Genomic DNA, 26,582 nt, shown 5'->3' on the forward strand with positions numbered 1-26,582 from the left:
ATAACTATATCATTAGTAGAAATATCGATGTTATTGATATCCTTGTTATTAATATCCTTGTTATTAATATTTTTGTTATTGATATTCTTATTATTGATAGTAATAATATTAATAATAAAAACTCCGTTAATTAAATTAATTCAAATTAAAATAGCTAAAAATATTATTAATAAAGCTATAATAATATTTATAAAGTTAAGAATAATATTAATCAAATTAAGAATATTATTATTCAAACTAAAAATATTATGAAATTAAAAATATTAATAAACTAAAAATATTACAATTTAGCTAATTTTTAGCTCTTTTTTACTAATTTTTTAAGTCTAAATGAGATATAAGCATAACCACCACGAAAAACCCTTTTAAACTCTATCCAATCTAAATTACTTAAAAATGTTTTAAAAATATAGGTAAATGAAAAATAATACTTACTCATAAGATTATCACGAATTTTCTCAATTTCCTCTGCACTTGCATAAGGATAATTTACAAGGCAATTTAAGTAACCATCATCATTTAACCATTTTGAATAGTCCTCAGTAATAAGATAACCTTCATCTTTTACCCATTCATAAAACTCAGTACCTGGGAAAGGAACAGCTTGTTGGAAAAAGCACATGTCAGGATAAACTTTCTTTGCAAATTCGAAGGTTTCATTAATAGTATCTAAATTATCACCTTTAAGTCCAATCATAAAGCAACCAAATACTTTAATACCTAATTTTTTTGTATTTTTTGCAAAATCAAGAGATTGTTGTAAAGTTATACCTTTTTTAATCTCATCTAAAACTTTTTGAGAACCTGACTCATATCCTGTAACAAGAAGCCTGCATCCAGCTACTTTCATTTTTTCCATAACATTAAAAGGTAGATCTACACGAGTATTACAAGACCAAATCGGATTTAAACCCCTGTCAATTATCTCATCGCAAAAATCAATAATTCTTTCATTATTAACTGTAAAAGTATCATCTTCAATGAAAATTTCTTTAATTTCAGGCATTTCAGTTAAAATATATTCTATTTCATCTACGAGATCCTTGGTACTTCTTGTTCTAAATAGTCTCCCACCCATCGTAGAAGGATATGAACAAAAATTACATTTATTAGGACAACCTCTTGCACTAACAATCTGTATCATAGGTTTTTGAGCAAAAGCATAAGCATAATCATCAACATTTAAAAATTTCTGATAAACTTTTGAAACAAAAGGTAGCTCATCAAGATCATCTAAAGGAACTCTGTCAGGATTATGAAATATTTTTCCTCTTTCAATAATTTCATCATTTGAATGAATAGTGTCAGATCTATAAGATATTCCCTTAATTTCAGAAATATCTCCTTTATCATCAATATTTCCAGAATTATTAAGAGTAAATATAATTTCAGGAATTGTAAAATCATATTCTTGGCGAACAACAAAATCAATCCCATCACATTGATTTAAAACTTCTTCAGGAAGTATAGTTGCATGAGTACCTCCAATAATAATTTTAAGATTAGGATTTTCTTTTTTTATAATATTTATAGTTTCAAAATCATAAAAACAAGTAGGAGTAGTTATTTCAGCCATTATATAATCAGGACCATAGCTCGATATCTCATTTAAGGTATCTTCAATAGAGTATTCTCTTGTAATACAATCCACTAATTTAGTTTCTATACCCTTTTTTTCACAAACACCAGCACCATAAGCTAACCAGTAAGGATAATAAAGTGTTCCTGCCTTAGTCTTTTCAGGCCATCTACTAGCACGACTAATATTAAATTTATAGGGTAAATTTAAAAATAAGATCTTCATCTATAAAACTCCACATATATAATAAAATTCCACATATATTAATTTATAAACACAACATATACTAATTTATAAACCCCACATATATTAATTTATAAAACCCATATATATTAATTTATAAAATTCCATTTAATTGATTATTAAAAGTGGATAAAAACTCTTCTTTTTTATCAAGAGGAATATAAGCTCCACAAGCAACAGAATGTCCTCCTCCACTACCCCCAATAGATTTAGACACTTTTCTTATAATATTACCAAAATGAATACCATCATAAGCAAGTAATCTTGAACAACGAAGAGAAACCTTTAAATTTTCATCTTCATCACTAATTTGAGTAAAACCAATCATTGGTTTTCTCCAATCACCATAACTAAGAATCATACCAGCAATAGTTCCAACAACCTGACTTTTAATACCATTTCCATCAAAGTATTGTATATTGTCTAAGTTTTTAATCATATCTTCTTCTTCGATTCTATGAATATTTTGAGCAAGGTATCTTCTATGCTCTTTTGAAATAATTTCAAGTTGATCTAAAGCATCAGTCCTATTACCTTTTAATATTTCTAAAGCTATATCCTCACGATTATTCCTTGTACATGCATTCATAGCAGTTGAAAATTCAGCAGCATCTCTTAAAAAAGTATGGTTTTCCTCCATCATAAACTCATAAGAATCACTAGCTACAAGCTTTGGAACATAATGAATATATCGTTTAGGAACTTCTTTAGATAACATTTTAACAAGCTCTGAAAACAATTTCCCCTTCTCAGAAATATCTAAATCACTAAGTGTTCTAGACCTATCACCAACTTTACGAGGAATACCTAAATCTTTCATTAAAGCTATTGATTCAGTTCTATTATTAGTTATAGGTAAATTAACATCACTAAAATAAGAAAGAGCTACAAAAAGAGGACGAGTTTGTCTTCCATATAAAGATAAATCATTAAATGATTGAACATAACCTTGATTAACACTATCATTTAAGATAATTGAATTTAAACCTTCAAGTTTACCAGAACTACTATTTTGCATATCTCCAATAGCTGCAAGAACACCAATCCAACTTAAATCAGCATATCCAAATTCTCTAGCTAATAAATAGCTTAATCCTCCACCAGAAACATGATAAGAACCATCAATACCATGATGAAGAGGATTTATTTCTAAATAGTTGTAAGAAACTTTATCTCGATAGTTTAAATCTCGAATAGGAGGGTGATGGTCTAAAATAATTATCTTTGAATCATTATTAGCTAATTTATCAACTTCTTGGCCAGAACCTAAATCTGAAAATAGAGTTAACTCATTTTCTATTTCCAAATTTTCGAGTTTATCTAAACTAACAATCTCAATATCATGGTCTTTTTCTCGCCTATCAAGAATTGTAGATAAAATAGCTCCTGCAGATATACCATCACAGTCATTATGACTATAAATTTTAATATCTTCTGAAGATTCTATCATTAATTTAGCTTTATTGAATAATTGTTTCATTTTTAAAGGTAATTTTTCCATACTTTCCCTTTAGAACTCTTTAAAATTAATAATATTTATAATAATATTTATAAAAATATTTATAATATTAAATATTAATAATATTAATAATTTTAATAATAATATAAATAATGGTTTTAATAATAATATTAATAATAATATTAATAATTTTAATAATAATTTTAATAATGGTTTTAATAATGGTTTTAGTAATAGTTTTAGTAATATTCTATAATAATAAGTATAATTATCCTTTAAAACATATTTAGTTTAAATATAATTGTAATATTAACTAATATAGTTTTAATAATTATCGTGTAATTATTTAAAAGCTTTTAAATAATTATACCTTTAAACTATTTTTTTCTTAAAGATTTTATTGATTGACTAATATCAACTAAAAGCTTATTTTTTGATATTTCTTCACGTTCAACTATGATTCTCCCAGAACTATCCCACCAAAACCTAGGGTAATACTTATCATCTTCAGTTTTAGGATTTAAACCTAATTTACGTGCAGCACGAGCGATTTCAGTTAATTTTGGATTAGTTACAGCATTATTTTTACTAATTTTCCTTCCATCATTCCGACTTTTACTTGAATCAATATAAACTGGCCATATAATTGTTTCCAAATTATCACCTAACATTCACAAACATAATATTCAACAAATACAATATTCAACAAATATAATATTCATATTTAACAATTGGGAATTTAACAGCTATAGATTTAACAGCGAACTATAGATTTAAAAGTTATAAATTTAATATCTATGGATTTAATATTTATAAATTTAATAGTTATAGATTTAATAGTTATAGATTTAACAATAATAAATTTAAAAATTATTGATTTAACAATTATAAAACCAATATTCATAAATTATTAATAAGATTTAATCATTATCTTCGCTTAACTCAGGATTTAAACTTACTTTATTCGAATATTGCATATCTTCTAGAACAACTTCAGAATGAGAAAGTCTTCCTAAAATTCTTTCATTAGAAGAACCAGTAAATCTACCAATTAAAATATCAAATATTATAGGTATCCAATAAATTTTTGATAGATTTCTTATTACAGATTGTTTATATGAAATTTTATTATTATAATTATAGCTATCAGTTGAAAGAACCTTTAAAAATAATAAATGTTTTCCAACAGTTGTTCCTAATTTTTTTTCTAGTAGAATAAAATAGGCTAAACCAATAATAGGAGCTAAGATTATCATATATTCATAAACAAAAAATGCAGAAAAAGGGAATACAATAATATACAATAACTCTGCTATAATCCACATAATAGCTGAAACAACAAAATAGTCAGCAATATATGCTAAAACCCTTTTTTTAAACACACTTACCATGATAACACCATTTTAATAAATATTTATTAAATCATGAATTAATACTAAAACAATGAATTAATAATTATGAAAATTTTTTTATTTTTATAAACTTAAGAAATCTCTGATTTTTTAATAATTATAATCATTAATAAAAATCAACACACTCTAGGAACTGGATCTGCAATTGGAGATTCTAAAATCCTCTGCCCTCCAACTTCAGTTTCTATTAAAACATGAGTATTACTATTTTCAATAACTTCTCCTATAATAGCTGCATCTTTTCCATATTTATCTTTAGAAATTGCATCTAATGTTTCCTCAGCTAAATCAGGTTTAACACCCATAACAATTTTTCCTTCATTTGCAACTTCATAAGGATCTATACCAAGCATATCAGAAACAGCTTTTACCTGTTGTTTTATAGGTATTGCTTCATCTTGAAGAAGGATTCCAACACCAGATTTACTTGCCATTTCATTAATAGCATTAGCTAATCCTCCTCTTGTAGGATCTTTCATAGCAGTAACTCCTCCAACTTCAAGAGCCTTTTCCACCATTCCCCACACAGGAGCAACATCAGATTTAAGGTCAGTTTCAAAACCAAAACCTTCTCTAAAAGACATTAAAGAGATTCCATGATCTCCAACACTTCCAGTAATGATTATTTTATCCCCAACATTTAATCCAGAGTCTCTTATAGCTTTACCTTTTTCTACAATACCAATGCCAGTAGTTACTACAACCAACTCATCAATTTTATCTTGTTCCATAACTTTAGTATCACCAGCTATAATAGCTACATCTACTTCAGCACAAGTTTCATCCATAGATTTTATAATTTTATCAAGATCTTCAATCGAAAAGCCTTCTTTAATTATCATTGCATTTGTAATAGCTAAAGGTTTTGCTCCCATAACAGCAACATCATTTATTGTCCCAGCTGCAGAAATTCTACCAATATCTCCACCTGGGAAAAACAAAGGGTTTATAGTGTGACCATCAGTAGTAACAACTACCTCATAATCTTCTAAAGGTATTGTTGCCCCATCATCAAGCGCATCTAACCCTATCCCCCCATTTACAGATTTTTTTGATAAGTTATTAAGAATAGTTTCAGAGATAAGTTTCCCCATAACTTCTCCACCAGCACCATGTGACATCCCTATTTTCATTATATCCTCTTATTTGGTAATTTTTATTAATATAGTAATTTTTTTAATAGTAATATGAAAAATTATAGAAGTAATATCAATAGAATATTGATAAGATAATATTGATAAGACATTAATCAATATAATTATTTATTTTACTATTATCATTATTAAATTTATGCAATAAAAATTAGCATTAACATCTAAAAATAAAATAATGAATTATAAAGTGTACTTATAAAAATTAATTATAAAGAATAAAATAACAATTTATAAAAAAAATAGCATATAATCTATAAAAATAAAAAATAGCATATAATTTATAATAATATAATAATAAAATAGCTATTTAATAACTACAAAAGCTCTCGAGCTTCTTTAAAATTAACCTCATAAATATGAGCACTGATTGAATGAATTGTTATTGTTTCAATACTTGCATCGACTCTTTCTGAAACATATTGAGCTAGATAGCTAAGACCTACTGCATTTGGAAACCAAGCCCCGTAAATATCATGACTTCTCCAAAGAGCAGTTGTATAAAGCTTATCATCCCTTATTTTAAAGTCAACTAAGATCATACAAGGAACTTCATCATTTTTTGAATCAACCACTTGATCCCAGGTGATAGAAATTGCTCTTCTAGATTCTCTACAATTTTTAAGCCTTTCAATAGCTTCATTTATTTGATCTACACCTCCAAAATGAGCTCTAAGCCTGTTTCCATAAGTATAAACAAACCCTTGTTTATCATCACTTATAAATTGTTCACTATAAGTTTTTAACCTGTCACCTTTCCAGAAATAGCCTTCAGGAACTCTTATATTAGATATATCATGAGAATTAGATTGAATATTAAAGAAATCCCCTCCAGCATCCTTGCCAAATGGTTTTTTAATAGAAACCATTACATTTAAAATTTCTTTAGTTAAAGAACCTCTTTCATCATTAACATCTTTACCGTTTTTCATTATTTCCTTAACTAATGTTTCCCATCCATCAGCTATTTCATCAACTTCTATTAATATAGGCATTTTATATCTCCAAATATTTGAAAATCAGTTACATAAATCATTTATATAAATATTATATATAGCTATTATTATTTATAGCTATTATCATATAAAAATAAATAAAAATTTAAAAAATAATTTAAAAAATAATTTGAAAGATTTGAAAAATTTGAAATTTAGTAAATTTGAAAATATATCTACCTAAAAAAATACTGTTATAAATTATTTTTTCTTTTTAACATTAAAAAACAATGATGAAACAATAGTTATCAAAATTATAGTAATTAAAGTTATACCCGTAGATTTCATATTTGAATAAATTAGATTATTGTCAAATTGTCTAGTAATATGATTAGTAGTTGTATTGTTTGTATTTTCATTATTAGAATTATTTAGAGATTATATCAACATTAGATATAATATATTCAAAAATATTATTCTTTGAAGATAACTTACAACTTGTTGCCTTCACCAACAATATTTATAATTTCATCAATATACTCATTATTCTGACCTAAAAATAGTTTGAAAGAATATATAATATCTCCATAAACATAATTATAATTATTTCCAACATCAATACCATTTAAAATATTAATCATTTCCATTTTATGATTATAATATTTAATACTCACTTATTTATCATTGTTTATAACTCATATAGCAAAACTAAAAACTAATAATTAAAAAAAATGAGGATTAAAAAATCCTCAAAAAACTTTAAAAATTAAAAATTTTTAATGATTTTATTTTTTCCTATAAACACCAATTCCAGTTATACTTAAGATTATTAATATTAATCCAATGATTGGTATTCCTGTAGCTTTCATACCTGAATAAACCTGATTAATATTTGTATTATTGGTGTTATTAATATCTATTTTATTAGTGTTGTTTGTGTTATTTGTATTATTTGTATTATTTGTGTTATTATTATCTTCTCTTATTACTTCAATAAGCGCTGAATTATTAATAGAAACATTATCATTAAAAACACTAGAATAAAAAGTATAATTACCTGAATTAATAAATTTACCTATAAAATCAAAAGATAAACTATCATCTGGATTTAAATCCCCAATAAACCAGGTCAAAGTATTTTTTTGACTATCATATACTGCATTAGTTGGTATTATATCTAATATAAAATTATCTGGTAATGTCAGAACAAGAATAACATCCTCTTCTTTCCAATTTCCAATGTTAGAAATATTTACTGAACCTTTTACAGTTTCATTAACTTTAACTTTGCTCTTATCTAATGATAAATCAGAAGTTAAATTACCAAAAAAGCTTATTAATCCATTATAAATATTTATTGGATAAATTCCACTACCATTATAAAATCCAGTCAAAACATATTCACCTTTTGATGAAAAATTATACATAATACTAGCTTTTCCTTCAACAACCATAGCAGAATAAGTATTACCCTCAATAATAAATGTTACGATTTGACCAGTGATAGGATTACCCATATCATCAATTAAAGTAGCATTCAAAATTACATTATCCTTAGAAGAAGGATAAACAGTTTTATTACCAATAAAAGTCAAATTAAGAATACCTATAGTATAATTATTAAATATAACATTACCTAAAATAGTTGCAGAATTTCCAAACATCAGATTATTATTCAAAAGCATTCTACCATTATTATAAATGGCTCCACCATAAGAAGCAGAGTTATTATTAAATTTAGAATTACCTATAGTTGAATTAAAGTTTCCGTTATTAGTAAAAATTGCTCCACCAAAATCAACAGCTTGATTGTTGTTGAAAACAGAGTTATTTACATCTAATGTTACAAGAGATGAAATTCCTATTCCTGCACCTCTATTAGCACTATTATTTATAAAATAACAACCATCAGCAGATATATAGTCAATAACTTTATATATTGCACCACCAATACCATTCGCAGAATTGTTAGTAAAATAAGAATTCATTAAAAACAATGCAGCAGAACTATAGATAGCTCCACCATTGCTAGCTTTATTGTTTTCAAATGTAGAATTAGTTATATTACAATAATATTGAGTTAACAAAGCACCAGCATTAACAGTAGCTGAATTATTAGTGAATATAGAATTAACAATATAAGTTTTAAATCCAGTGAAAATAGCACCATAATTTGTACCAGTATTATTAATGAATCTTGAATTATTAATTATTGCAAAAGTATTGTTGTTATCTTGACCACCAATTTGAGCTAAATATATTGAACCACCAGAAGTAGCATTGTTTCCTATAAAATCACAATTACTAATAGTAACACTAGATCTGTTACCTGAAGCATAAAAAGCTCCTCCAGTAAAAGAATCATGATTATTTACAAATTTAGAATTCCTAATAAATGTTGTTGAATTTTCAACAGTGATTCCTGAACCTCTTATTGCAGAATTATTAATAAAATTAGAATTAATAACATTCACTGTAGAATTATCTGCAAAAATTACTCCACCAGTATGAGATGCAGTATTACTATTAATATTATTTATTAAATCACAACCTGAAACAGTGATAGCACCATCACTAATAGAAATAATACCCGGATATGCACTTAACCCAGTGAAAGAATTAGCTATTTTCAAGTTAATGAGAGTTATTTGGCCATTATTGATCCTAAATAACCAATTAACAAAAGAACCATCAATTACAGTTTTTTCAGATGACCCATTACCAATTATAGTAATATTGCGATTAGATATTGTCTGATTTACATTACCTGAACCACTATAATTACCTTCATTAAGATAAATTGTACCATTACCCTGATAATTAGTTGTTAATGAATTTAAACCATCACTAATAGTACTAGAATCATTAACAGAAACACTTCCATTACCATTATCAATCACTGCAGCATCTAAACTAGATAATGATAAAAAAAACAATATTAGAAAAATTCCAATAGTTATAGAAAAAAGTTTACGATTCATACTTAAATACATAATTTTACACCTCCCTTTATCCTCTTATTAATAAAAAATATTGAATTTAATAAAAATTCTTAATAAACTCAATACCATAAGCTATGAATAAAACAGTATATAAACTTTATGTAAATTTTTAAAAAAGTAATAATGAATAATAATGATAATATAAAAATAATAGCATGAAAACAATACTAAAAAACATTAATACAACTAATTATAATTTTATAATAAATAATTATAATAAATAATTATAATAATAAGGATAATACTAATGAGAATATAATGAAAATTCATTTTTAACCATATAAGAAAATATACAACTAGTAAATTCAATCATCACTATTTTCATTGTTTAATTCATTGTTTAACATTGTCAATAAAACAACCCCATCATTTGCAATATAATATTCAAAAACATGGTGATCAAATGACATATGAGATGTTATAAGCTCTTTTTTCTTAAAAAATCGCAGTATTCTTGATAACTCGAGACTTTTTATATTTAAAATCTCCATCATCTCATTTTTAGTTCTTTCTTTTTCAAATAATAGCATTAAAACTTCTTTTTTATATTCTGATTCTTTAATATTTTGCATTAATTCTTTTTCAAACATTAATTTACACCCCTATTTAAGACAATTAGTTATATTTAACATTTTTAAATTGTTATTCTTATTAATAGTTACAAATCGTTACAATTCAGAAATAATCATTGCAACTTACGTATATTAACATAGTACATTTTGTACTAGTTATTATATTTATAAATAATACTTTTTTAAGTTTTTCCTATAAAATAAAAAATTAATGAAAATAATAATATATTATAACAAAAGATAATAATTATATATTTATAAATACATAATATTAACATATACAGAATCAAATTTAAAATTTAGGGGGTTTAAAATGGGTTTTGATGAATGGAGTACAGGAAAAAAAGTAGCTGTGATATTAATTATTGTTATAGCTATTTTTTGTGTGGTTGGAGCTATAACCTTTGCTTTCGTAGCTAATCAAGTAACAAATGAAATCACTAATACAAATATTACAATCGGAGGAAATAATAGTACAACCTCAACAATTAGCATACCACAGGGAGAATATAACATTAATATAGAAACAGAAAATAGTTGGACATCATATATTACAACTGATGGAAGATATTCTCAAAATAGTGGCTCTGGTAGTCAAGAAATTGATCTAGGAACTATAAGCAACTATGCAAGTATTACAATTAATCAACAAGGAAGTGGAACTACTCATGTAATAGTTACTGATAAAGATGGAAAAACAATTACTGAAGGTAGAACATCAACAGATTATGGCTCTGTTTATATGTTATTAAGAGTTAAATAATATTTTTATTAAATAATATTATTTATCACTTATTTATTTTTCTTTTAATTACTTATTTTTAGTTACTTATTTCTATTTACTTATTTTTAGTTACTTATTTTTATTTACTGTTATTATTTACTATTATTATTTATTTTTTACCTATAATTTTTTACTTATTTATTTAATTATTTCTTGTTTTAAAATCTCAATAAAGCTAATTATGTAAATTCATAGCTTTAACCATATTTTGAAGTTTTTTAAATGCCACTTCATCTGGTAAAAGTTTCATACCACAATCAGGATCTATTAAAAGGTTTTCTTTACCTACAATCTTAATCCCTTTTTCAATAATTTTAGATATATCTTCTACAGATTCAGCAATAGGTTTTTTAGTATCTATAACACCTAAACCAATTTTTTTACCTTCATCGATTAAATAATTAGCATTTTTCTCTAAAATATTAAAATTATTTGGATGACCTGCAAATTCACAATCAATAACATCTATATTAAATGATATAATATCTTTAAAGACACTTTTAACATCTCCACAACAATGTAGAGCTGCAGGAATAGTTAAATCTTCAGTTATAATATTAATAGATTCTTTAGCCACTTCCATATCTATTAAACCAGTTGAAAAGAAGGGTTCATCAATTTGAATTATCTTAGCTCCTGCTTTTTCAAGAGACAGAGACTCTTCCTTAAGTGCATAAGCCATATCAATTATAGCTTTGCTTTTGTCCTTGTATATAGGTCCTAATTTAGAAGATTGAATAATAGTAGAAGGTCCAGTAATAATACCTTTTAAACCTTTTTTAGATTTTTCTTCCTTAGAAAATTCTTCAGAATTAGATAAAAAATCTTTCATATACCTGATAGCTAATTTTAAATCATTTGCTCCAATAGATTTATTGTGTTTATATATTTTAGATTTAATGGAATAAGTGTTTCCTTCAATTTCAAAGCCAGGAATAGATTTAGCAAATATTTCAACCATCTCACCCCTAACTTGACCATCAGAAATTAGATCAATTCCTGCCTTTAGTTGTGAATCAACAGCATAACGTATAGCTAATTTATATGGGTCATAAGCCCCTATATTGGAAAGTATTTTTCCTTTAATAGATTTATTTTTTTTTAAAAAAACTGGGTAGCTACCAACAACAGTACTTATCATTTAATCACCAAAAATTAAGAATTAATAAAAAGAATCAAAAGAATAAAATGAATAAAGAATAAAAATAATAAAAAGAAAACTTCAATAGTTAAATTCAACTTGGAGAAAAGTTAGAATTATAAATTAAAGTTTATAATAATATATAATGCTTATAATAATATATAATACTTATAATATTACTACTGATTATAATAATATTAATGCTAATGATAATATTAAAATTTATAACAAAATTAATATTTATGATGCGTTTACGCATTTACATATATTACTACATATAATAACATTATTAGTTAACAATTATATTATTACATATATTATTAAAATATAACACTATTTTTCAATAGCTATTTTTCTAATATTTTCAATTTCTTCATCATTTACAGGTAGTTCAATAGCTGCAGTCCCATGACAAGGCTTAGTATAAGAAATTATTATAGTCCCCTTATCTTTATTTATGCCAACAGGAATTGGAGGAATTCCTATAATACGTGCACCAAGAACCTTATCACCAGGATTAATATAAAGAACTTCGTTAGACTTCTTTTTTATAATTTCTGCACATTCTTTAAATCCTGCCCGAGATAATAGAACCTCATAATCATCAGATTGTTGAAGGTAAGTTTCTAAACAAAATGACATATATAATCACCCCCTATATTAAAATAATGTCCAAATATTTTAAAATAATGTTCAAATATTCAATTATAATAAAAAATGAATATTTATAAATCTTTTAAGACTTTATCAAATTTAACTCTAAGAGGAGTTGGATTATGAAAAGCTCTAACAGCAACTATCTTAGAATCAGTATTTTCATCAACCATTTTAACAAATTCTTCTAATAACTCATTATCCTTTTCAAAAACTAAAGCAATAGATTCGCATTCTAAAAGATGATAAAAGGTAATAAAATAAGAAGCAGCTGCATCTTTATGAACAAACCCTACTAATAAATCATATTGCCCTTTTTCTAGACCATCTAAACATGATTCAATATCAGTCTTATTTTTTACATAATATTCTTCAGGATCTGAAACTTCTAAAAGTTTAGCTGCAGATGGAGTACTAGCAACAGTAACATCATAATCCATTTTAGCTAATTTTTGAGCAACATAAATCGCCATTGGAGTTTGAGAAGGAGATTCGGGACATCCTAATAAAATCAAAGCTTTTTTCATAATTTTACCCACTATCTTTTATTTCTATATTTTTCAAATTTTTTTCAAATAATAATTCATAAGAATAATAGTAATAATATTAATAATATTAATAATAGTATTATTAATAATAGTAATAATAATAGTAATAAGAATAATAATAGTAATAATTGTGATATAAAGTAATAATGAATGTATAATATTAATAATAGTAATATTATTAATAAGAATATATATTAATAACAATATAAAATAATTAAGTTTATTATTAAATATGTTCTATGTATTTATTATATTATGCAATAATTATTATTATACAATTAATTGTGCTAAATTAATCATGCTAAATTAATCGTGTTAAATTAATCATATTTATAATTAAATATATTATATATTTAATCATTATAATATTAAATTGTTTTAATATTTAATAAATACTCAAATTATAATACTCGAATTGATACCATATCAAATTAATACCATATAAATAATATTTAGTTCCGTTTAAGAGATATTACATGGGAAATAACTAGCGAGGCTAGGAATATAAACGTTAAAAGAGCAGTACCATTAATAGAACGGTTAAATATAAACATGCCCACAATAGCTTGAGCTATAAAAGCTGTAAGAGACCCTATTAAAAGAACTTCTTTTCCAAGATACTTTTTATTATTTTTTTCACGCCTAGCCCTGTATTCACGAAGAACCATGAGTCCAATGATTATCGTGAACAGAGTGAAGCCAATCAGAGCAATTAAACCAAGATATCCAAAATCAAATGAATAACCAAATATTCCAGGAAGCATATAATCTATAGCATCCTTTTTAGTTACCAACACACCATAAAACAGAGGGAATGGTAAACCAAACAATAGAATGAACGACATTGGAAGACTTATATAACCTGAAGCAAATCCAGTATCTTCAGCACCCCAATATGCAGAACCTGGAGTATGGCCAATTAACTGTGTATTATGTAAAACCATTTTTAAACTTGCAAGAGAATTTGTTTCAATCCTTGTAATCCTAAGAAGTGGGGAAAATATTTCCATATGAGTTATAGCAGAAAGTAATTCAAGACAAACAAAAGCTGCTCCACCTAAACCACAAAATATTAAAACTCTTTTTATAGTTAAAAATGACTTTTGTCTAAAAGATTTAGATATTAGGAAATATCCTACAAATAGGCCTAAAATCCAAAGAAGTAAGAAAGATCTATGCATTAACCCTCCAAATATAGTTACTCCTATCAATAAAATAAATACAAATTTTTGTAAACTTTTTACATTAACACCAGAATCTTCCATTACTTTTAATGAAGCTAGAGAAGTTATAATAGCTAAAAGTGCTATTGGTCCAAAAGGATGTGTAAACTCATTCTGTCCAAAGGATAAAAATAGCATTGCTAAATCTGCTCCAAAGAGAAGAGTGAATGCAACCGATAAGAAAAGTGATAGGAAAGTAATTATACTAAGAGAAATTGGAACTAAATTAATAGTAAATGCTACCAAAGCAAATATTATTGCCCCTATTTCTAATATAAATTGAAAATGATCTTGAGCTATTAAAGGCATTTAAAACTCCCTTTTAAATATATTTATATAAAATTTATTATTAAAATCTATTATTAAAATTCATTATTAGAATCTATTATTAAAATTCATTATTAAAATCCAATATTAAAATTCATTATTAAAATTTAATATTAAAATTTAATATTAAAATTTAATATTCATAATCTTATTATTTATAGTATAAATGTATTTATACTTATTCAATAAAAAGTTTTTCTACAAATTAGAAAACACATCTAAATACTTTTAAAAACTCTCATGAAAATTTTTAAAGATAATGGATGTATAAAAGAAGTATAATTAAAAAATGGACTGACCGGGATTTGAACCCGGGGCCTCCGCCATGCCAAGGCGACGATCTACCATCTGAGCTACCAGCCCCTACATATTAACAACAATTAATGGTATTAATGATATTATAATACCTATAAAAGATTTATTTTATAAGTATTTAAATTTATCTATAAAACCTATCTATAAGTATTATCTAGAAATAATAAAAATAAAAATAAAAATTACAATTAATATTAGAAAATAAATAAAAATATCATAGAATTAAAAGAAGATTAAAAAGACTAAAAAAGATTAGAAAAGACTAAATAAAATTAAATAAAAATAAGTAAATAAAAATAAGTAAATAAAAGAAATAAAAGGAATAAATGAAATAAAATAAATAAAATAAATAAAATAAATAAATTAAATAAATAAAAGTAGTAAACATCATTAAAATATTATTATTTTTTACCACTTAACTCATATACATTATCAACAATCAATTGGAATAAATTATCATGTTTAATTTCTTTCTTCTTAGAAGGATTAACAAGAAAGCTAAGTGCTTTATTTATAACCTCTTCTGTATTATTAGACCTAAACATTAATCCTTTATCAATATAATATTTATCAACAGATAATGGAGTTCCAGGATAGCATGAGATAACTGGAGTATGTAAAACCGCAGCTTCCCGATTCATTGTTCCACCAGCACCGATGACTAGATCACAACGTTTTATTATACTTGAAGTATCTACAGGAGGCTTTAAAATTGTAACATTTTCAATATCTTTAAATATTTCTGATTGTTCCTTAAAACGAGGTAAAATCAAAATGTTTGCATACTCTTTCAATACATCTACAATTGGAGAAAGAACAGACTCTCTACAGTCAGCATCAAGATAAGATGCAAGAGAGGGTTCAGGCCTCATTAAAATAGTTTTAGGATTTATTAAATCAATATTTAAATCACTTAAAATGTTTTCATTATACTTAAAACTTTTAAAATGAATTATTTCAGAAGTTCCATTATATCTAATAAGCTTATTAGGATTCGCACCATAACCAATTAACTTCCACATATCAATGATTCTTGGAGCTATCAACCTATCACACAATGGAAGAGTAAGTTTATTAGCTGCTTCAGCATGTTCATTATCTAAAACATAAAGACTTGGTATTCCAAGACCAAATGAAATACGAGGTAATTCAATAGAATGTTTAGATAAAGCAACATCAATTTTTTCATGAGCTATAATATCAACTAAGCTATCAACTCTAGCTGTACTTTCCTTTAACTTTTCTTCAAGAGAAACACCATGTTTTCCAACAGAAATAAAATCGAATCCATACATATCCATTAATTTATGGATATCACCAAATTGTCTTCCAGTGATTATTAAATCTTCACCCTCATCTTGAAAATATTTGATTATATCTTTAAAGAACCTTACATGAGGAGAATTTGTTATATCTATCCAAATTTTCAAAATAACCACCTTTATTCAATTTTAATAATACTTTATTCAATTTTAGTAATATATTAAATATTATTTTTAAACATGACAATATTTTTAAACTTAAATATTATTTTTAAAGTTTTCAATAGCTAAAATAACCTTATCTAAACCAATACCTTCCTTAAGACTGGTTTTTATAACTTCAACTTCAGGATTAATATCATGAACATCATTAAACATTTTCTCACTATCTGCACCAACAGCATCAGCTATATCAACTTTATTAATAATAACGAGATCTGCACTCTGGAATATTAAAGGGTGTTTTTCTACAGTATCATCACCTTCACTAACACTTATAACCACAATTCTCATGTGAGAACCAAGATCAAAGTCTACAGGACAAATAAGGTTTCCCACATTTTCAATGAAAAGATAATCAATTTTATCCATTGGCATGTCATCTAAAACATGTTCAACAAGGTGTGCATCAAGATGACATTCTTTTCCAGTATTTAAACCTACAACAGGAACATTATGACGCTCAAATCTACCAGCATCAAATTTACTTATTACATCACCAGCTATAACTCCAATTGAACCATCCATATTATCAATAAGATCTTCAATAAGTGAAGTTTTACCAGAACCAATTGCACCTACAAAATCTACACAAAAAACATTGTTTCCATTAAAAATTTCTTGATTTTTATCAGCTAGTTTTTTATTAGCTTTCATTATATTATGTTGAACTTCAATTTCTGCTACTTTATGCATTAATAACCATCTCTCAATATCTAATAAACTTTTATAAACCTTTAATAATCATAATCTTTTAATAATCATACTATTTTAATAACCATTATTTATTAATAATTATCCTAATCAGATTCAATTCTCTAATAAAAATAATACCTAATCATCAGGTTTTTCAATAACTATATTTTTTACAATACAATCTTTACCATTGGTAACTTCAATAATTTTATTTTCACATTTAGGACACTCTACCATAGGAGCATAATGATCCAAATCATCACTATCAGCTAAACCAATATATCCACATTCTTTACATTTAATTTCAATAGGAATTTCAACCATAACAAAATTAGCATCCTTTGCTATTGTATCTTCACTAAGAACACCAAGCATGAACTTAACTTGTTCAGGATTTAGGAGAGCTAACTTTCCAATTTCAATAGTAACTTCAGTAACTTCAGTAGCATCATTTTGCTCTGCATTTGAAATAACTGCCTTTAAAATACCATCTGCCATTGATAATTCATGCATCAGTACACCTCTTAAAAAAATAAATTTAATATTAAATTAGACATTATTAAATTAAATATATAAACTTAAAATTATATATCCAACATAAAATTATATATTAAACTTAAATTTAAATATATAAAACTTAAATTAGATATATTAAAAAAATATTTATAAAACATATATAATATATTTTTCCAAAAATATCCAAAATACAAAAATATCTAAAATAAAAAAATATCTAAAATATTAATAAATATCTAATATTAATTAATATTAATAAATATTGCTAAATATTAATAAACTTAATTCTAATTTTAGGTTTAATAATACTATTTATTAAAATCTTAAATAAAAGTTATTAAAATAACTAAAAAGTTATATTATAAATTAAAATATTATATTAATACTAAAATATTTATCATATCTATAGTTATTACTATAGTTATTACTGTAGTTATTACTGTAGTTATTACTATACTTATTACAATATTTATTACTATATTTATTATTAAGTTATTATTAAGTAAAAACTAAACTATAAATAATAAATAATACATATTAATCTTATAGTTAAATGGTGATATTATTGATAATCGGTGGTTCAGCGTCCCAAAAATTAGCAGCTAATGTTGCAAAAGAACTTGGAGATTGTTTATGTCCAATTGAAACGAAAAAATTTCCTGATGGAGAAAGATATCTTCGAGTAAAGGGAGAAATTGATAAAGAAGCAGTTATTATTCAATCCACAGGATATCCTCAGGATGAAAACCTGATTGAACTATTATTTTTAATAAAAACATTAAAAGATCTTGGTGTTGAAAAATTAAAAGTTGTTATTCCTTATTTTGGTTATGGTAGGCAAGAAAAAAGATTTAAAAGTGGAGAATCAATTTCAGCACAGATAATAGCTAATATCATTGAAGATGCTGGTGCCGATGAAGTAATTTCTGTAAATCTTCATGAAGACAGTGTAAGAGACTTTTTTAATATTCCAACTAAGAATATCTCAGCTATGAGATCGATTGCTAATTATATAGATTCTATATCTACCGATCCTATAATAATAGCACCTGATAAAGGAGCATTAGGCTTTGCAGAAGATATAGCTAAAATAATTGATTGTAGCTGTACATATATGAATAAAGTGCGTTTAGGACCTGATAAAGTTGAAACAAAGATTGCAGATATTAGGTGTGATTTTTCTGAAGATGATCCAGATTTAGTTAATTTAAACAAAAATGAAAAAAAAGTAGATATAAAGTCTGTTAAAGGAAAAGAAGCAATAATTATTGATGATATTATAGCTACTGGAGGCACAATTGTTAATGCAATAGGAATTCTAAAAGAACAAGGTGCAGAATCTGTTAGTGTTTGTTGTGTTCATCCCATTCTTGTTAATGATGCTGTTTTAAAAATATATTCTGCTGGAGCCAAATCTATAGCTGGTACAGATTCATTAAAATCAGAAGTTAGCTGTATCTCAATAGCTAAAGTCATAGCAGATGCAATAAGATAATAAAAATTAAAAACAGTTATAAAAATAATAAAAAACTAAAGACAATAATAAAATTAAAATTATAATAAAACTAATAAAAATAAAAAATAAATCCTAAATTAATTAGGATTTGCTAGGTATATCACATGCATTTAAAGGTCTTTTAGGAACTTTATCAGCTACCGCACTACTAATCTTTTTCATTTTTTTTATCAAACTATTTTTTTCACTACAACCAATAAGAATGTTTTCTAAAACATCACTTAAAGTATCAACAGGAATAATCTCAATTGCATCCTCATACTTCTTCTCAATCATAACATCTTTCATGTTAGATCTTGGAATAAGAACTTTTTTAATTCCTGCTTCAGCTGCAGCTTCTATTTTACTAGTAGCTCCACCAATTGGCAATACATCTCCACGAACACTAAGTGATCCAGTTAAAGCAACAGTTTGATCAATTGGAATCTCTTCAATAGCTGAAATAACAGCTGCTGCAATTGAAACACTTGCACTATCACCTTCAACTCCATCATAGGTTTGTAAAAACTGAATGTGAATATCATACAGAGAAATATCAGTACCAGTGTGCTTTTTGATTAGTGCACTAACGTTTTGAACAGATTCTTTAGCTATTTCACCCAATTTACCTGTAGCAATGATTTTTCCTTCCCTTTTACTTTGAGCAGGAGCAGCTTCTGCAGCTATTGGTAACATTAAACCACTTCTATCTCCAATTACAGATAAACCATTAACAATACCAATTTTTCCACCTTCAGGATTGAATACTGCATACTCTTTTCTTTGAATAATAGACCTATCAGCAATTTGTTGTTCTAATGTTCTAGAATACTTTTTAGCTGTTAAAACATGTTCTGCATGAACAAGATTAGCTCCTTCTTCTTTAGCTACATCACCTGCTGCACGAACAAGCCCTCCAAGATCTCTAAGTCGTAAAGTAAGAGATTCTTTTTTACCAGCTCTTCTCTTAGCTTCTCTTATAATTTCATCCAATGCTTCTGGTGAAAAATGAGGAATTCTACCATCGTTTTTAACTTCTTGAGCTACAAACTGAATAAGTTTCTTCCTATTTTCTTTTGTATCTGGCATGTTATCCTTCATAAAGACTTCATAACCATAACCCCTAATTCTAGAACGCATTGCAATATGCATACCTTCTAAAACTTGAATGTTACCTGATGCAACAAGAACAAAATCACATGGAACTGCTTGAGAACGAACCATAGCCCCACTACTGTTTTCACTTTGACCAGTTATAGAGTATTTTTTCTCTTGCATAGCTGAAAGGAGTTCTTGTTGAGTTTTCATGGTCATTGTACCAATTTCATCAATGTATAAAACTCCACGATTAGCTTTATGAATCATACCAGGTTCAACACGCTCATGTGCAGGAGTACCAAGACCACCAGATTGATAAGGGTCATGACGAACATCTCCTAAAAGTGCACCTGCATGAGCACCAGTAGCATCTTCAAATGGTGCAAATCTTTTTTCAGAATTATTAACTAATAGCTTTGGAGCCATTGTGATGTTTTTAGGTTTTATTTGCATGGATATAAAGAATATGAAAAGAGCAGCTAAAATTGCAAATAACAGCTGAGTCCTATATATAAAACCAAGAGCTAGAACACCAGCAATTAAGATCATTGTGACAATAAGTTTCTTCTCTTCATAACCTTTTGTAGTACTTTTATTTGCCATTACAATTCTTTTACCATCACCAGAAGGAACTGTACGAATCAAAGGATTATTAGAATCTTCAGCATTTGGATAGACTAAAACATCTTGAAGTACTTCTGGAGGTAAAAGTTCTGCCATACCCTTAGCTATCATAGATTTTCCAACACCAGGGTCACCAATAAGAAGAACATTTCTTCTTTGTTTAGCTGCTTTTTTAATGGTTTCAACAGACTCTTCATGCCCAATAACTTGATCTATTAAAAGAGGAGGAACATCAATATCCTTAGTACTCCCAATATCTTCGTAATCTAACATGTTTTGTTTTTCATGATTAGAATCTTCATTACTTTGAGGTAATTCATCTTTATTATTTTCTAAATCATTATCCTCTGATTCAATTTCTTCTTTTCCTATATTCTCATTTTTTTGTTCATCTTCAGAAATATCATCATTCTCCATATTTTCTGCAAGATTGTGATTTTTATTAGTATGATTTTTATTAGTATCAAATGTAATTTTAATCGCCTCTTTCTTAATTGAAGTTTTATTTGGATTTATATCTTTGATAGAGTTCACACTACCATTAATATCATTAAAACAAATATTTTCCGTACTTTTAATATTAGTTTTTTTAATACTATAAGTACTTTTAATATTATTATAATTCATACTACTTTCAAATTTTTTTTGTGAATCATCCAAAAATTTAGAGGATTCTTTATTAATTTTCATATAGTAACCTCAATTAAGCTTGAATTGGATTTTTAACCATTTTACAATTAACTAAAATTTATTTTTTATAATCAATTAAATTTAATTAATATTCAATAGTCTTATTTATCTAATAAACATTTAAATCTTTTTATTATTTTATTGATTATTATTTTTGTTCAACAATAATTTTAATAATAATTATCATTGATTCAAATTATGTTATTAGAAATTTTTTAATATTAGAAATTTTTTTAATAAAATTTAATATTTAGGATAGAATATTATTTATCTTTTTATATATAGAATATGTTAGTTTCAAAAAACATTTTCATCTATTTTGACATAGATTTTCAAATAAAAATAATAAAAAAATAGATAAATATTAAACTAACTTTTTGTATGAATATGTTGTACTCTATCATTAATAAATGTTTTCAATATAAAGTACTTTATAAGTTTTATATAATTATAAAAATTTTTTATTTTTATAAAATTAAGAAATCTTTAATTTTCTAATAATAATAAAAATTTGTAAAAATTATAAAATTATGTAATAAAAATATAAAAAAGAGTGATTAATATAATACCAGTATAATTAAAATAATATCAAATCATTTCTAGTAATATTAAAGTAAATAAAATAATATAAACTTAATTAAAAAAATATGAAACTTAATATTAAATTTTATATTATAATAATTTAATTATGGAAAATATTAACTATTACAGATTATTAATTATTATATTATGTAATTAATTTAAATATGAAAAAAATAAAAATAAATAAATCAATTAAACTTTACTTAAATTAAATTTTAATATATGATTTTATTAAGATATAATTTAATAAAACAAATATCTTATCAAGTTTACAAGAATTATATATTCAACTAACAATTTTATAAGTCCATATTTATATATTAATCAAAAAACTTCTAAAAAATAAAATTATCTAAAAAGGTAAAAAAATGGCTAAATGTATTATGGTTCAAGGAACTTCATCAAATGCAGGAAAAAGTGTTATGGTAGCTGCTCTTTGCAGAATATATTCCAGAAGAGGTTATAAAGTAGCACCATTTAAATCACAGAATATGTCACTTAACTCTTACACTACAAAAGAAAATGGAGAGATAGCTATCGCCCAAGTTTTACAAGCAGAAGCTGCAGATGTTGAACCAAGCATACATATGAATCCTATCCTTCTTAAACCAAAAGGAAATTTCAAATCCCAAGTAATTATCCAAGGAAAAGCTGTAGCTGATATGAATTTTTATGATTATCAGCACAAATTCCGAGAAAAAGCTCTAACAGCAATAAATGAGTCACTTGAAAAACTTAAAAAGGAATATGACATCATTTTTATTGAAGGAGCAGGATCACCAGCAGAAATAAATATGAGAAAAGAAGATTTAGCTAACATGGAAATAGCCCATATAGCTAATGCTGATGTACTACTTGTTGCAGATATTGATAAAGGAGGAGTTTTTGCATCAATAGCTGGAACTTTCTCACTTTTAGATGATTATGATAGATCAAGACTGAAAGCAGTTATAATAAACAAATTTAGTGGAAATTTAGATATATTAATGCCTGGAATTGAAAAAATAGAGAAAATTATTGATGCCCCAGTTTTAGGAGTTTTACCTTATGATCATGACCTTCATTTACCAGAAGAAGATTCTGCATCATTATTTGAGCATAAATTTAATTCAAATAAGGATGTTGTTATTGGAGTTATTCGTCTGCCTAAAATAGCTAATTTTACAGATATTGATCCTTTTGAATTTGAAGATGATGTTGGTTTAAAGCTTATTGATATAAATGATAATATAATAAATCCTAATGGTGAAATTATTGATATTGATGCAATTTTAATACCTGGAACAAGAAACACAACCGAAGATATGATAGCTATAGAAAAAAGTGGAATGGCTAATCAAATAAGAGAGATTAACAAGAAACATCCTAATGTTCCAATAGTAGGAATATGCGGAGGATATCAAATTCTTGGAAAAAAAATATATGATGAAAATAGAAGAGAATCTGAGGAAGGGTCAGTTGATGGTCTTGGTCTTTTAAATATAGAAACATTTTTTAAGAACAATCTTTCAGAAGAAAAAATTGTCGAACAAAGTGAGGGAGTTATATTAAATGAAGGAACAATTAAAGATGAATATGGAGACTTTAAAAACATATTCTCATCTATAAAAGGTGAAATAATTAAAGGTTATGAAATTCATGAAGGAATTACAACATTAGACCCCTCCCATTATAACAATAATAACAATAACACTACTAATACTACTAATAATAATAACGCTGATAATTATAACAATACTGTTAATGATAATAACGCTGATAATTATAATAATACTGATGATAATAATAATTATAAAAATAATAACATTAATAAAAATAATAAAGACACTAATAATTTTAGAACCGAATTACCATTATTAAAAATAAAGAAAGGTATAGGAAACATAAAACAAAAAGATGAGAAAATGCTCTTTGATGGAGCAATAAATGGAAATGTATTTGGTAGCTATTTCCATGGGATATTTCATAATTATAACTTTAGAAGAGAATTTTTAAATTATATAAGAAAAAATAAAGGGCTTGAAACAAAGTTTGAAGAAGACCCTTATGAAACAAAAAAAGATTATTCTATTGACAGATTAGCTAAAATAGTTGAAGAAAACTTAGATATGGAATTCATTGATAATCTATTAAATAATCAGGAATAAATTAATAGATAAATTAATAGATAAATTAATAAATAAAATAATAAATAAATTAATATCAAAGAATTAAAGCATGGAAAAATAAAACCAGTAAATAAAATTAACAAATAAAAATAAGATTAAAAACATTAATTAAAAGAATTAATTTTAAACATTGATAAAATAATCTAATTATTAATTGTATTATATTCATTTAATAAAACTTTTTTATCCAATGCAAACTATTTTACTACAATTAAATAAAAATAAAGTATATATGAAAACATAAACATAAATAAGAATTGTGTTAATGATTTCATTAAAAATCTAAACACTAAGAAGAAGATTTCATAATTCTCCCCCCAAGAGAATTTAATCTCTTCTTCTAAAATCTTCTTTTTATTATCTTCTTAATATTAATTTTAATATTATTTTTAATTATTATTCTAAGAATATTTATAAAAGTATATCTTTATAAAAGTATTTCCTAAAATAACATCCTAAAACATGATTTAAATTATAATTCTATAAATTATATTATTTTTAATAAAATAAATACAAAAATAATATAAAAAATAATAAAAACTAAAATATAAATAATAAAAATAAAAAAATAAAAACTTCTTTTAAAATATAATTATATTTAAAAAAGTGTTATAATTAAATAACACAAAATTATCTAGAAAGGATATGAACAGCTGCAGTACCACCAGTACCTCCAATATTATGAGTCATACCAATTTCTGCACCATCAATTTGACGTTTATCAGCTTCCCCTCTTAATTGCCATACAATTTCAGCAGCTTGAGCAATACCTGTAGCACCTAATGGATGGCCTCTGGCTTTAAGTCCTCCAGATGGATTTACTGGTATTTCACCATCAATATGAGTTATACCTTCTTCTACTGCTTTTCCGCCTTTTCCTTTCTCAACAAATCCTAAGTCCTCAATAGCTAAAATACCATTTATTGAAAAACAATCATGAACTTCCACAGCATCAATATCTTTCGTTGTGACACCAGCCATCTCATAAGCTTTTTTAGCTGCAACTTTAGTAGATCCAATGGTAGTAATATCTTTCCTATCATGTAAAGTTATTGTATCAGAAGCCTGAGTAGAAGCTTTTACATAAATAGGAGTATCAGTATATTGTTTTGCCATTTCAGCAGGACATAAAACTATTGCAGCTGCACCATCAGTAACAGGAGAACAATCAAGAAGAGTTAAAGGATCTGCAACTACAGTAGAATTTAAAACTTTATCCACACTAATCTCAAATGGATATTGAGCTCTTGGATTTTTAGAAGCATTCTTATGATTAATTACAGAAACTTCAGCTAATTGTTCACGAGTAGTTCCATATTCATACATATGACGTCTAGCTATCATTGCATAAAGTGAAGGGAAAGTTACACCTTGTTGAGCTTCCCATTCTTGATCAGATGCAGTAGCTATAGCTGGTGTTGCATCAACAACATCAGTCATCTTTTCCACACCAGCAGAAATAACTATATCATGATATCCAGAAGCAACAGCCATCACCCCTTGTCTAAGAGCAAGTCCGCCAGAAGCACAAGCAGCTTCAACACGAGTTGAAGAGATTGGATTTAATCCAGTATGATCAGCTATAAGTGCAGCAATGTGTTCTTGTTGGATAAAAAGACCAGCAGTCATATTTCCAACAAACATAGCATCTAAATCATTACCCCCTACTCCAGAATCTTCAATAGCATTAAGACCTGCTTCAGCTATTAATTGTCTAAATGATGAATCCCACAATTCTCCAAATTTTGTTTGTGAAACTCCTATAATCGCAACATCTCTCATATTATCTATATCTCCAAATTATATACTATTATTATAACTATTACTATAAATAGTATTATAAATATTATTACAATATTGTATTGTTATTAATATTTTAATTAATAT

General features: G+C 25.6%; 21 protein-coding genes and 1 tRNA gene. 3 read left to right on the plus strand and 19 right to left on the minus strand.

The features are described from left to right. Positions 1–298 precede the first annotated feature (298 nt). The 9 genes from MBBAR_RS05570 to MBBAR_RS05605 form a co-directional block, all read right to left on the minus strand. Positions 299–1,804: a B12-binding domain-containing radical SAM protein gene (locus tag MBBAR_RS05570; protein ID WP_080460318.1), complete on the minus strand. Its 1,506-nt coding sequence runs from the start codon at positions 1,802–1,804 to the stop codon at positions 299–301. Positions 1,805–1,916: 112 nt separating this feature from the next. Further along, positions 1,917–3,323 (minus strand): single-stranded-DNA-specific exonuclease RecJ, encoded by a 1,407-nt coding sequence (gene recJ / locus MBBAR_RS05575; protein WP_080460319.1) that lies wholly within the window; start codon positions 3,321–3,323, stop codon positions 1,917–1,919. Between the two features lie 335 nt (positions 3,324–3,658). Further along, positions 3,659–3,937: a signal recognition particle protein Srp19 gene (locus MBBAR_RS05580; protein ID WP_249025036.1), complete on the minus strand. Its 279-nt coding sequence runs from the start codon at positions 3,935–3,937 to the stop codon at positions 3,659–3,661. A gap of 264 nt (positions 3,938–4,201) precedes the next feature. Continuing rightward, positions 4,202–4,672, minus strand: a complete 471-nt coding sequence (locus tag MBBAR_RS05585) for an RDD family protein (RefSeq protein WP_080460321.1) — start codon at positions 4,670–4,672, stop codon at positions 4,202–4,204. 137 nt (positions 4,673–4,809) lie between these two features. Further along, positions 4,810–5,826: a hydrogenase expression/formation protein HypE gene (hypE, locus tag MBBAR_RS05590; protein WP_080460322.1), complete on the minus strand. Its 1,017-nt coding sequence runs from the start codon at positions 5,824–5,826 to the stop codon at positions 4,810–4,812. A 335-nt stretch (positions 5,827–6,161) separates the two neighbouring features. Further along, positions 6,162–6,839: a thymidylate synthase gene (locus MBBAR_RS05595; protein WP_080460323.1), complete on the minus strand. Its 678-nt coding sequence runs from the start codon at positions 6,837–6,839 to the stop codon at positions 6,162–6,164. A 431-nt stretch (positions 6,840–7,270) separates the two neighbouring features. Further along, entirely contained in the window at positions 7,271–7,453 is a 183-nt protein-coding gene (locus MBBAR_RS10245) for a hypothetical protein (protein ID WP_158082538.1), read from the minus strand. A 111-nt stretch (positions 7,454–7,564) separates the two neighbouring features. Continuing rightward, entirely contained in the window at positions 7,565–9,772 is a 2,208-nt protein-coding gene (locus tag MBBAR_RS05600; protein WP_080460324.1) for a hypothetical protein, read from the minus strand. A 314-nt stretch (positions 9,773–10,086) separates the two neighbouring features. Continuing rightward, a complete protein-coding gene (locus tag MBBAR_RS05605) occupies positions 10,087–10,371 on the minus strand; it encodes a hypothetical protein (RefSeq protein ID WP_080460325.1) in 285 nt (94 codons plus the stop codon). A 295-nt stretch (positions 10,372–10,666) separates the two neighbouring features. Here MBBAR_RS05605 and MBBAR_RS05610 point away from each other — a divergent pair, with 295 nt between their 5' ends. Next, positions 10,667–11,116, plus strand: a complete 450-nt coding sequence (locus tag MBBAR_RS05610) for a hypothetical protein (RefSeq protein ID WP_080460326.1) — start codon at positions 10,667–10,669, stop codon at positions 11,114–11,116. Positions 11,117–11,312: 196 nt separating this feature from the next. Here MBBAR_RS05610 and MBBAR_RS05615 read toward each other — a convergent pair whose 3' ends face one another. The 8 genes from MBBAR_RS05615 to hypA form a co-directional block, all read right to left on the minus strand. Then, on the minus strand, positions 11,313–12,278 hold the full coding sequence (locus MBBAR_RS05615; RefSeq protein ID WP_080460327.1) for a methionine synthase: 966 nt from the start codon (positions 12,276–12,278) through the stop codon (positions 11,313–11,315). Between the two features lie 333 nt (positions 12,279–12,611). Next, entirely contained in the window at positions 12,612–12,920 is a 309-nt protein-coding gene (locus MBBAR_RS05620; RefSeq protein WP_042703629.1) for a DUF1894 domain-containing protein, read from the minus strand. Between the two features lie 83 nt (positions 12,921–13,003). Further along, complete coding sequence (locus MBBAR_RS05625) at positions 13,004–13,459, minus strand: DUF1890 domain-containing protein (protein WP_080460328.1); 456 nt, start codon at positions 13,457–13,459, stop codon at positions 13,004–13,006. Positions 13,460–13,932: 473 nt separating this feature from the next. Further along, on the minus strand, positions 13,933–15,012 hold the full coding sequence (locus MBBAR_RS05630) for a hypothetical protein (protein ID WP_080460329.1): 1,080 nt from the start codon (positions 15,010–15,012) through the stop codon (positions 13,933–13,935). 308 nt (positions 15,013–15,320) lie between these two features. After that, positions 15,321–15,393, minus strand: a tRNA-Ala gene (locus MBBAR_RS05635). 353 nt (positions 15,394–15,746) lie between these two features. Beyond that, a complete protein-coding gene (locus tag MBBAR_RS05640; RefSeq protein WP_080460330.1) occupies positions 15,747–16,784 on the minus strand; it encodes a DUF354 domain-containing protein in 1,038 nt (345 codons plus the stop codon). A gap of 81 nt (positions 16,785–16,865) precedes the next feature. Further along, the gene (hypB, locus tag MBBAR_RS05645) at positions 16,866–17,522 is read right to left on the minus strand and encodes a hydrogenase nickel incorporation protein HypB (RefSeq protein ID WP_080460331.1); all 657 of its coding nucleotides are present in this window, start codon (positions 17,520–17,522) and stop codon (positions 16,866–16,868) included. 138 nt (positions 17,523–17,660) lie between these two features. Then, positions 17,661–18,035 (minus strand): hydrogenase maturation nickel metallochaperone HypA, encoded by a 375-nt coding sequence (gene hypA, locus MBBAR_RS05650; protein ID WP_080460332.1) that lies wholly within the window; start codon positions 18,033–18,035, stop codon positions 17,661–17,663. 568 nt (positions 18,036–18,603) lie between these two features. Here hypA and MBBAR_RS05655 point away from each other — a divergent pair. Beyond that, complete coding sequence (locus MBBAR_RS05655; RefSeq protein WP_080460333.1) at positions 18,604–19,533, plus strand: ribose-phosphate diphosphokinase; 930 nt, start codon at positions 18,604–18,606, stop codon at positions 19,531–19,533. Between the two features lie 102 nt (positions 19,534–19,635). Here MBBAR_RS05655 and lonB read toward each other — a convergent pair whose 3' ends face one another. Continuing rightward, positions 19,636–21,528: an ATP-dependent protease LonB gene (gene lonB / locus MBBAR_RS05660; RefSeq protein ID WP_249025037.1), complete on the minus strand. Its 1,893-nt coding sequence runs from the start codon at positions 21,526–21,528 to the stop codon at positions 19,636–19,638. 1,367 nt (positions 21,529–22,895) lie between these two features. Here lonB and cobQ point away from each other — a divergent pair. Continuing rightward, entirely contained in the window at positions 22,896–24,674 is a 1,779-nt protein-coding gene (cobQ, locus tag MBBAR_RS05665; protein WP_080460334.1) for a cobyric acid synthase CobQ, read from the plus strand. 651 nt (positions 24,675–25,325) lie between these two features. Here the strand turns inward: cobQ and MBBAR_RS05670 are convergent. Continuing rightward, positions 25,326–26,477 (minus strand): thiolase domain-containing protein, encoded by a 1,152-nt coding sequence (locus tag MBBAR_RS05670; protein ID WP_080460335.1) that lies wholly within the window; start codon positions 26,475–26,477, stop codon positions 25,326–25,328. Between the last annotated feature and the right edge of the window lie 105 nt (positions 26,478–26,582).

Source organism: Methanobrevibacter arboriphilus JCM 13429 = DSM 1125 (genome assembly GCF_002072215.1).
Lineage (GTDB): Archaea > Methanobacteriota > Methanobacteria > Methanobacteriales > Methanobacteriaceae > Methanobinarius > Methanobinarius arboriphilicus.

Excerpts from the sequence above, each read along its gene's own strand:
- MBBAR_RS05570 (WP_080460318.1), bottom strand. The coding sequence starts at position 1,804 with ATGAAGATCTTATTTTTAAATTTACCCTATAAATTTAATATTAGTCGT.
- MBBAR_RS05670 (WP_080460335.1), bottom strand. The coding sequence starts at position 26,477 with ATGAGAGATGTTGCGATTATAGGAGTTTCACAAACAAAATTTGGAGAA.
- MBBAR_RS05620 (WP_042703629.1), bottom strand. The coding sequence starts at position 12,920 with ATGTCATTTTGTTTAGAAACTTACCTTCAACAATCTGATGATTATGAG.
- MBBAR_RS05625 (WP_080460328.1), bottom strand. The coding sequence starts at position 13,459 with ATGAAAAAAGCTTTGATTTTATTAGGATGTCCCGAATCTCCTTCTCAA.
- lonB (WP_249025037.1), bottom strand. The coding sequence starts at position 21,528 with ATGTTAGATTACGAAGATATTGGGAGTACTAAGGATATTGATGTTCCT.
- MBBAR_RS05585 (WP_080460321.1), bottom strand. The coding sequence starts at position 4,672 with ATGGTAAGTGTGTTTAAAAAAAGGGTTTTAGCATATATTGCTGACTAT.
- hypB (WP_080460331.1), bottom strand. The coding sequence starts at position 17,522 with ATGCATAAAGTAGCAGAAATTGAAGTTCAACATAATATAATGAAAGCT.
- hypE (WP_080460322.1), bottom strand. The coding sequence starts at position 5,826 with ATGAAAATAGGGATGTCACATGGTGCTGGTGGAGAAGTTATGGGGAAA.
- cobQ (WP_080460334.1), top strand. The coding sequence starts at position 22,896 with ATGGCTAAATGTATTATGGTTCAAGGAACTTCATCAAATGCAGGAAAA.
- MBBAR_RS05595 (WP_080460323.1), bottom strand. The coding sequence starts at position 6,839 with ATGCCTATATTAATAGAAGTTGATGAAATAGCTGATGGATGGGAAACA.
- hypA (WP_080460332.1), bottom strand. The coding sequence starts at position 18,035 with ATGCATGAATTATCAATGGCAGATGGTATTTTAAAGGCAGTTATTTCA.
- recJ (WP_080460319.1), bottom strand. The coding sequence starts at position 3,323 with ATGGAAAAATTACCTTTAAAAATGAAACAATTATTCAATAAAGCTAAA.
- MBBAR_RS05630 (WP_080460329.1), bottom strand. The coding sequence starts at position 15,012 with ATGCCTTTAATAGCTCAAGATCATTTTCAATTTATATTAGAAATAGGG.
- MBBAR_RS05600 (WP_080460324.1), bottom strand. The coding sequence starts at position 9,772 with ATGTATTTAAGTATGAATCGTAAACTTTTTTCTATAACTATTGGAATT.
- MBBAR_RS05615 (WP_080460327.1), bottom strand. The coding sequence starts at position 12,278 with ATGATAAGTACTGTTGTTGGTAGCTACCCAGTTTTTTTAAAAAAAAAT.
- MBBAR_RS05610 (WP_080460326.1), top strand. The coding sequence starts at position 10,667 with ATGGGTTTTGATGAATGGAGTACAGGAAAAAAAGTAGCTGTGATATTA.
- MBBAR_RS05605 (WP_080460325.1), bottom strand. The coding sequence starts at position 10,371 with ATGTTTGAAAAAGAATTAATGCAAAATATTAAAGAATCAGAATATAAA.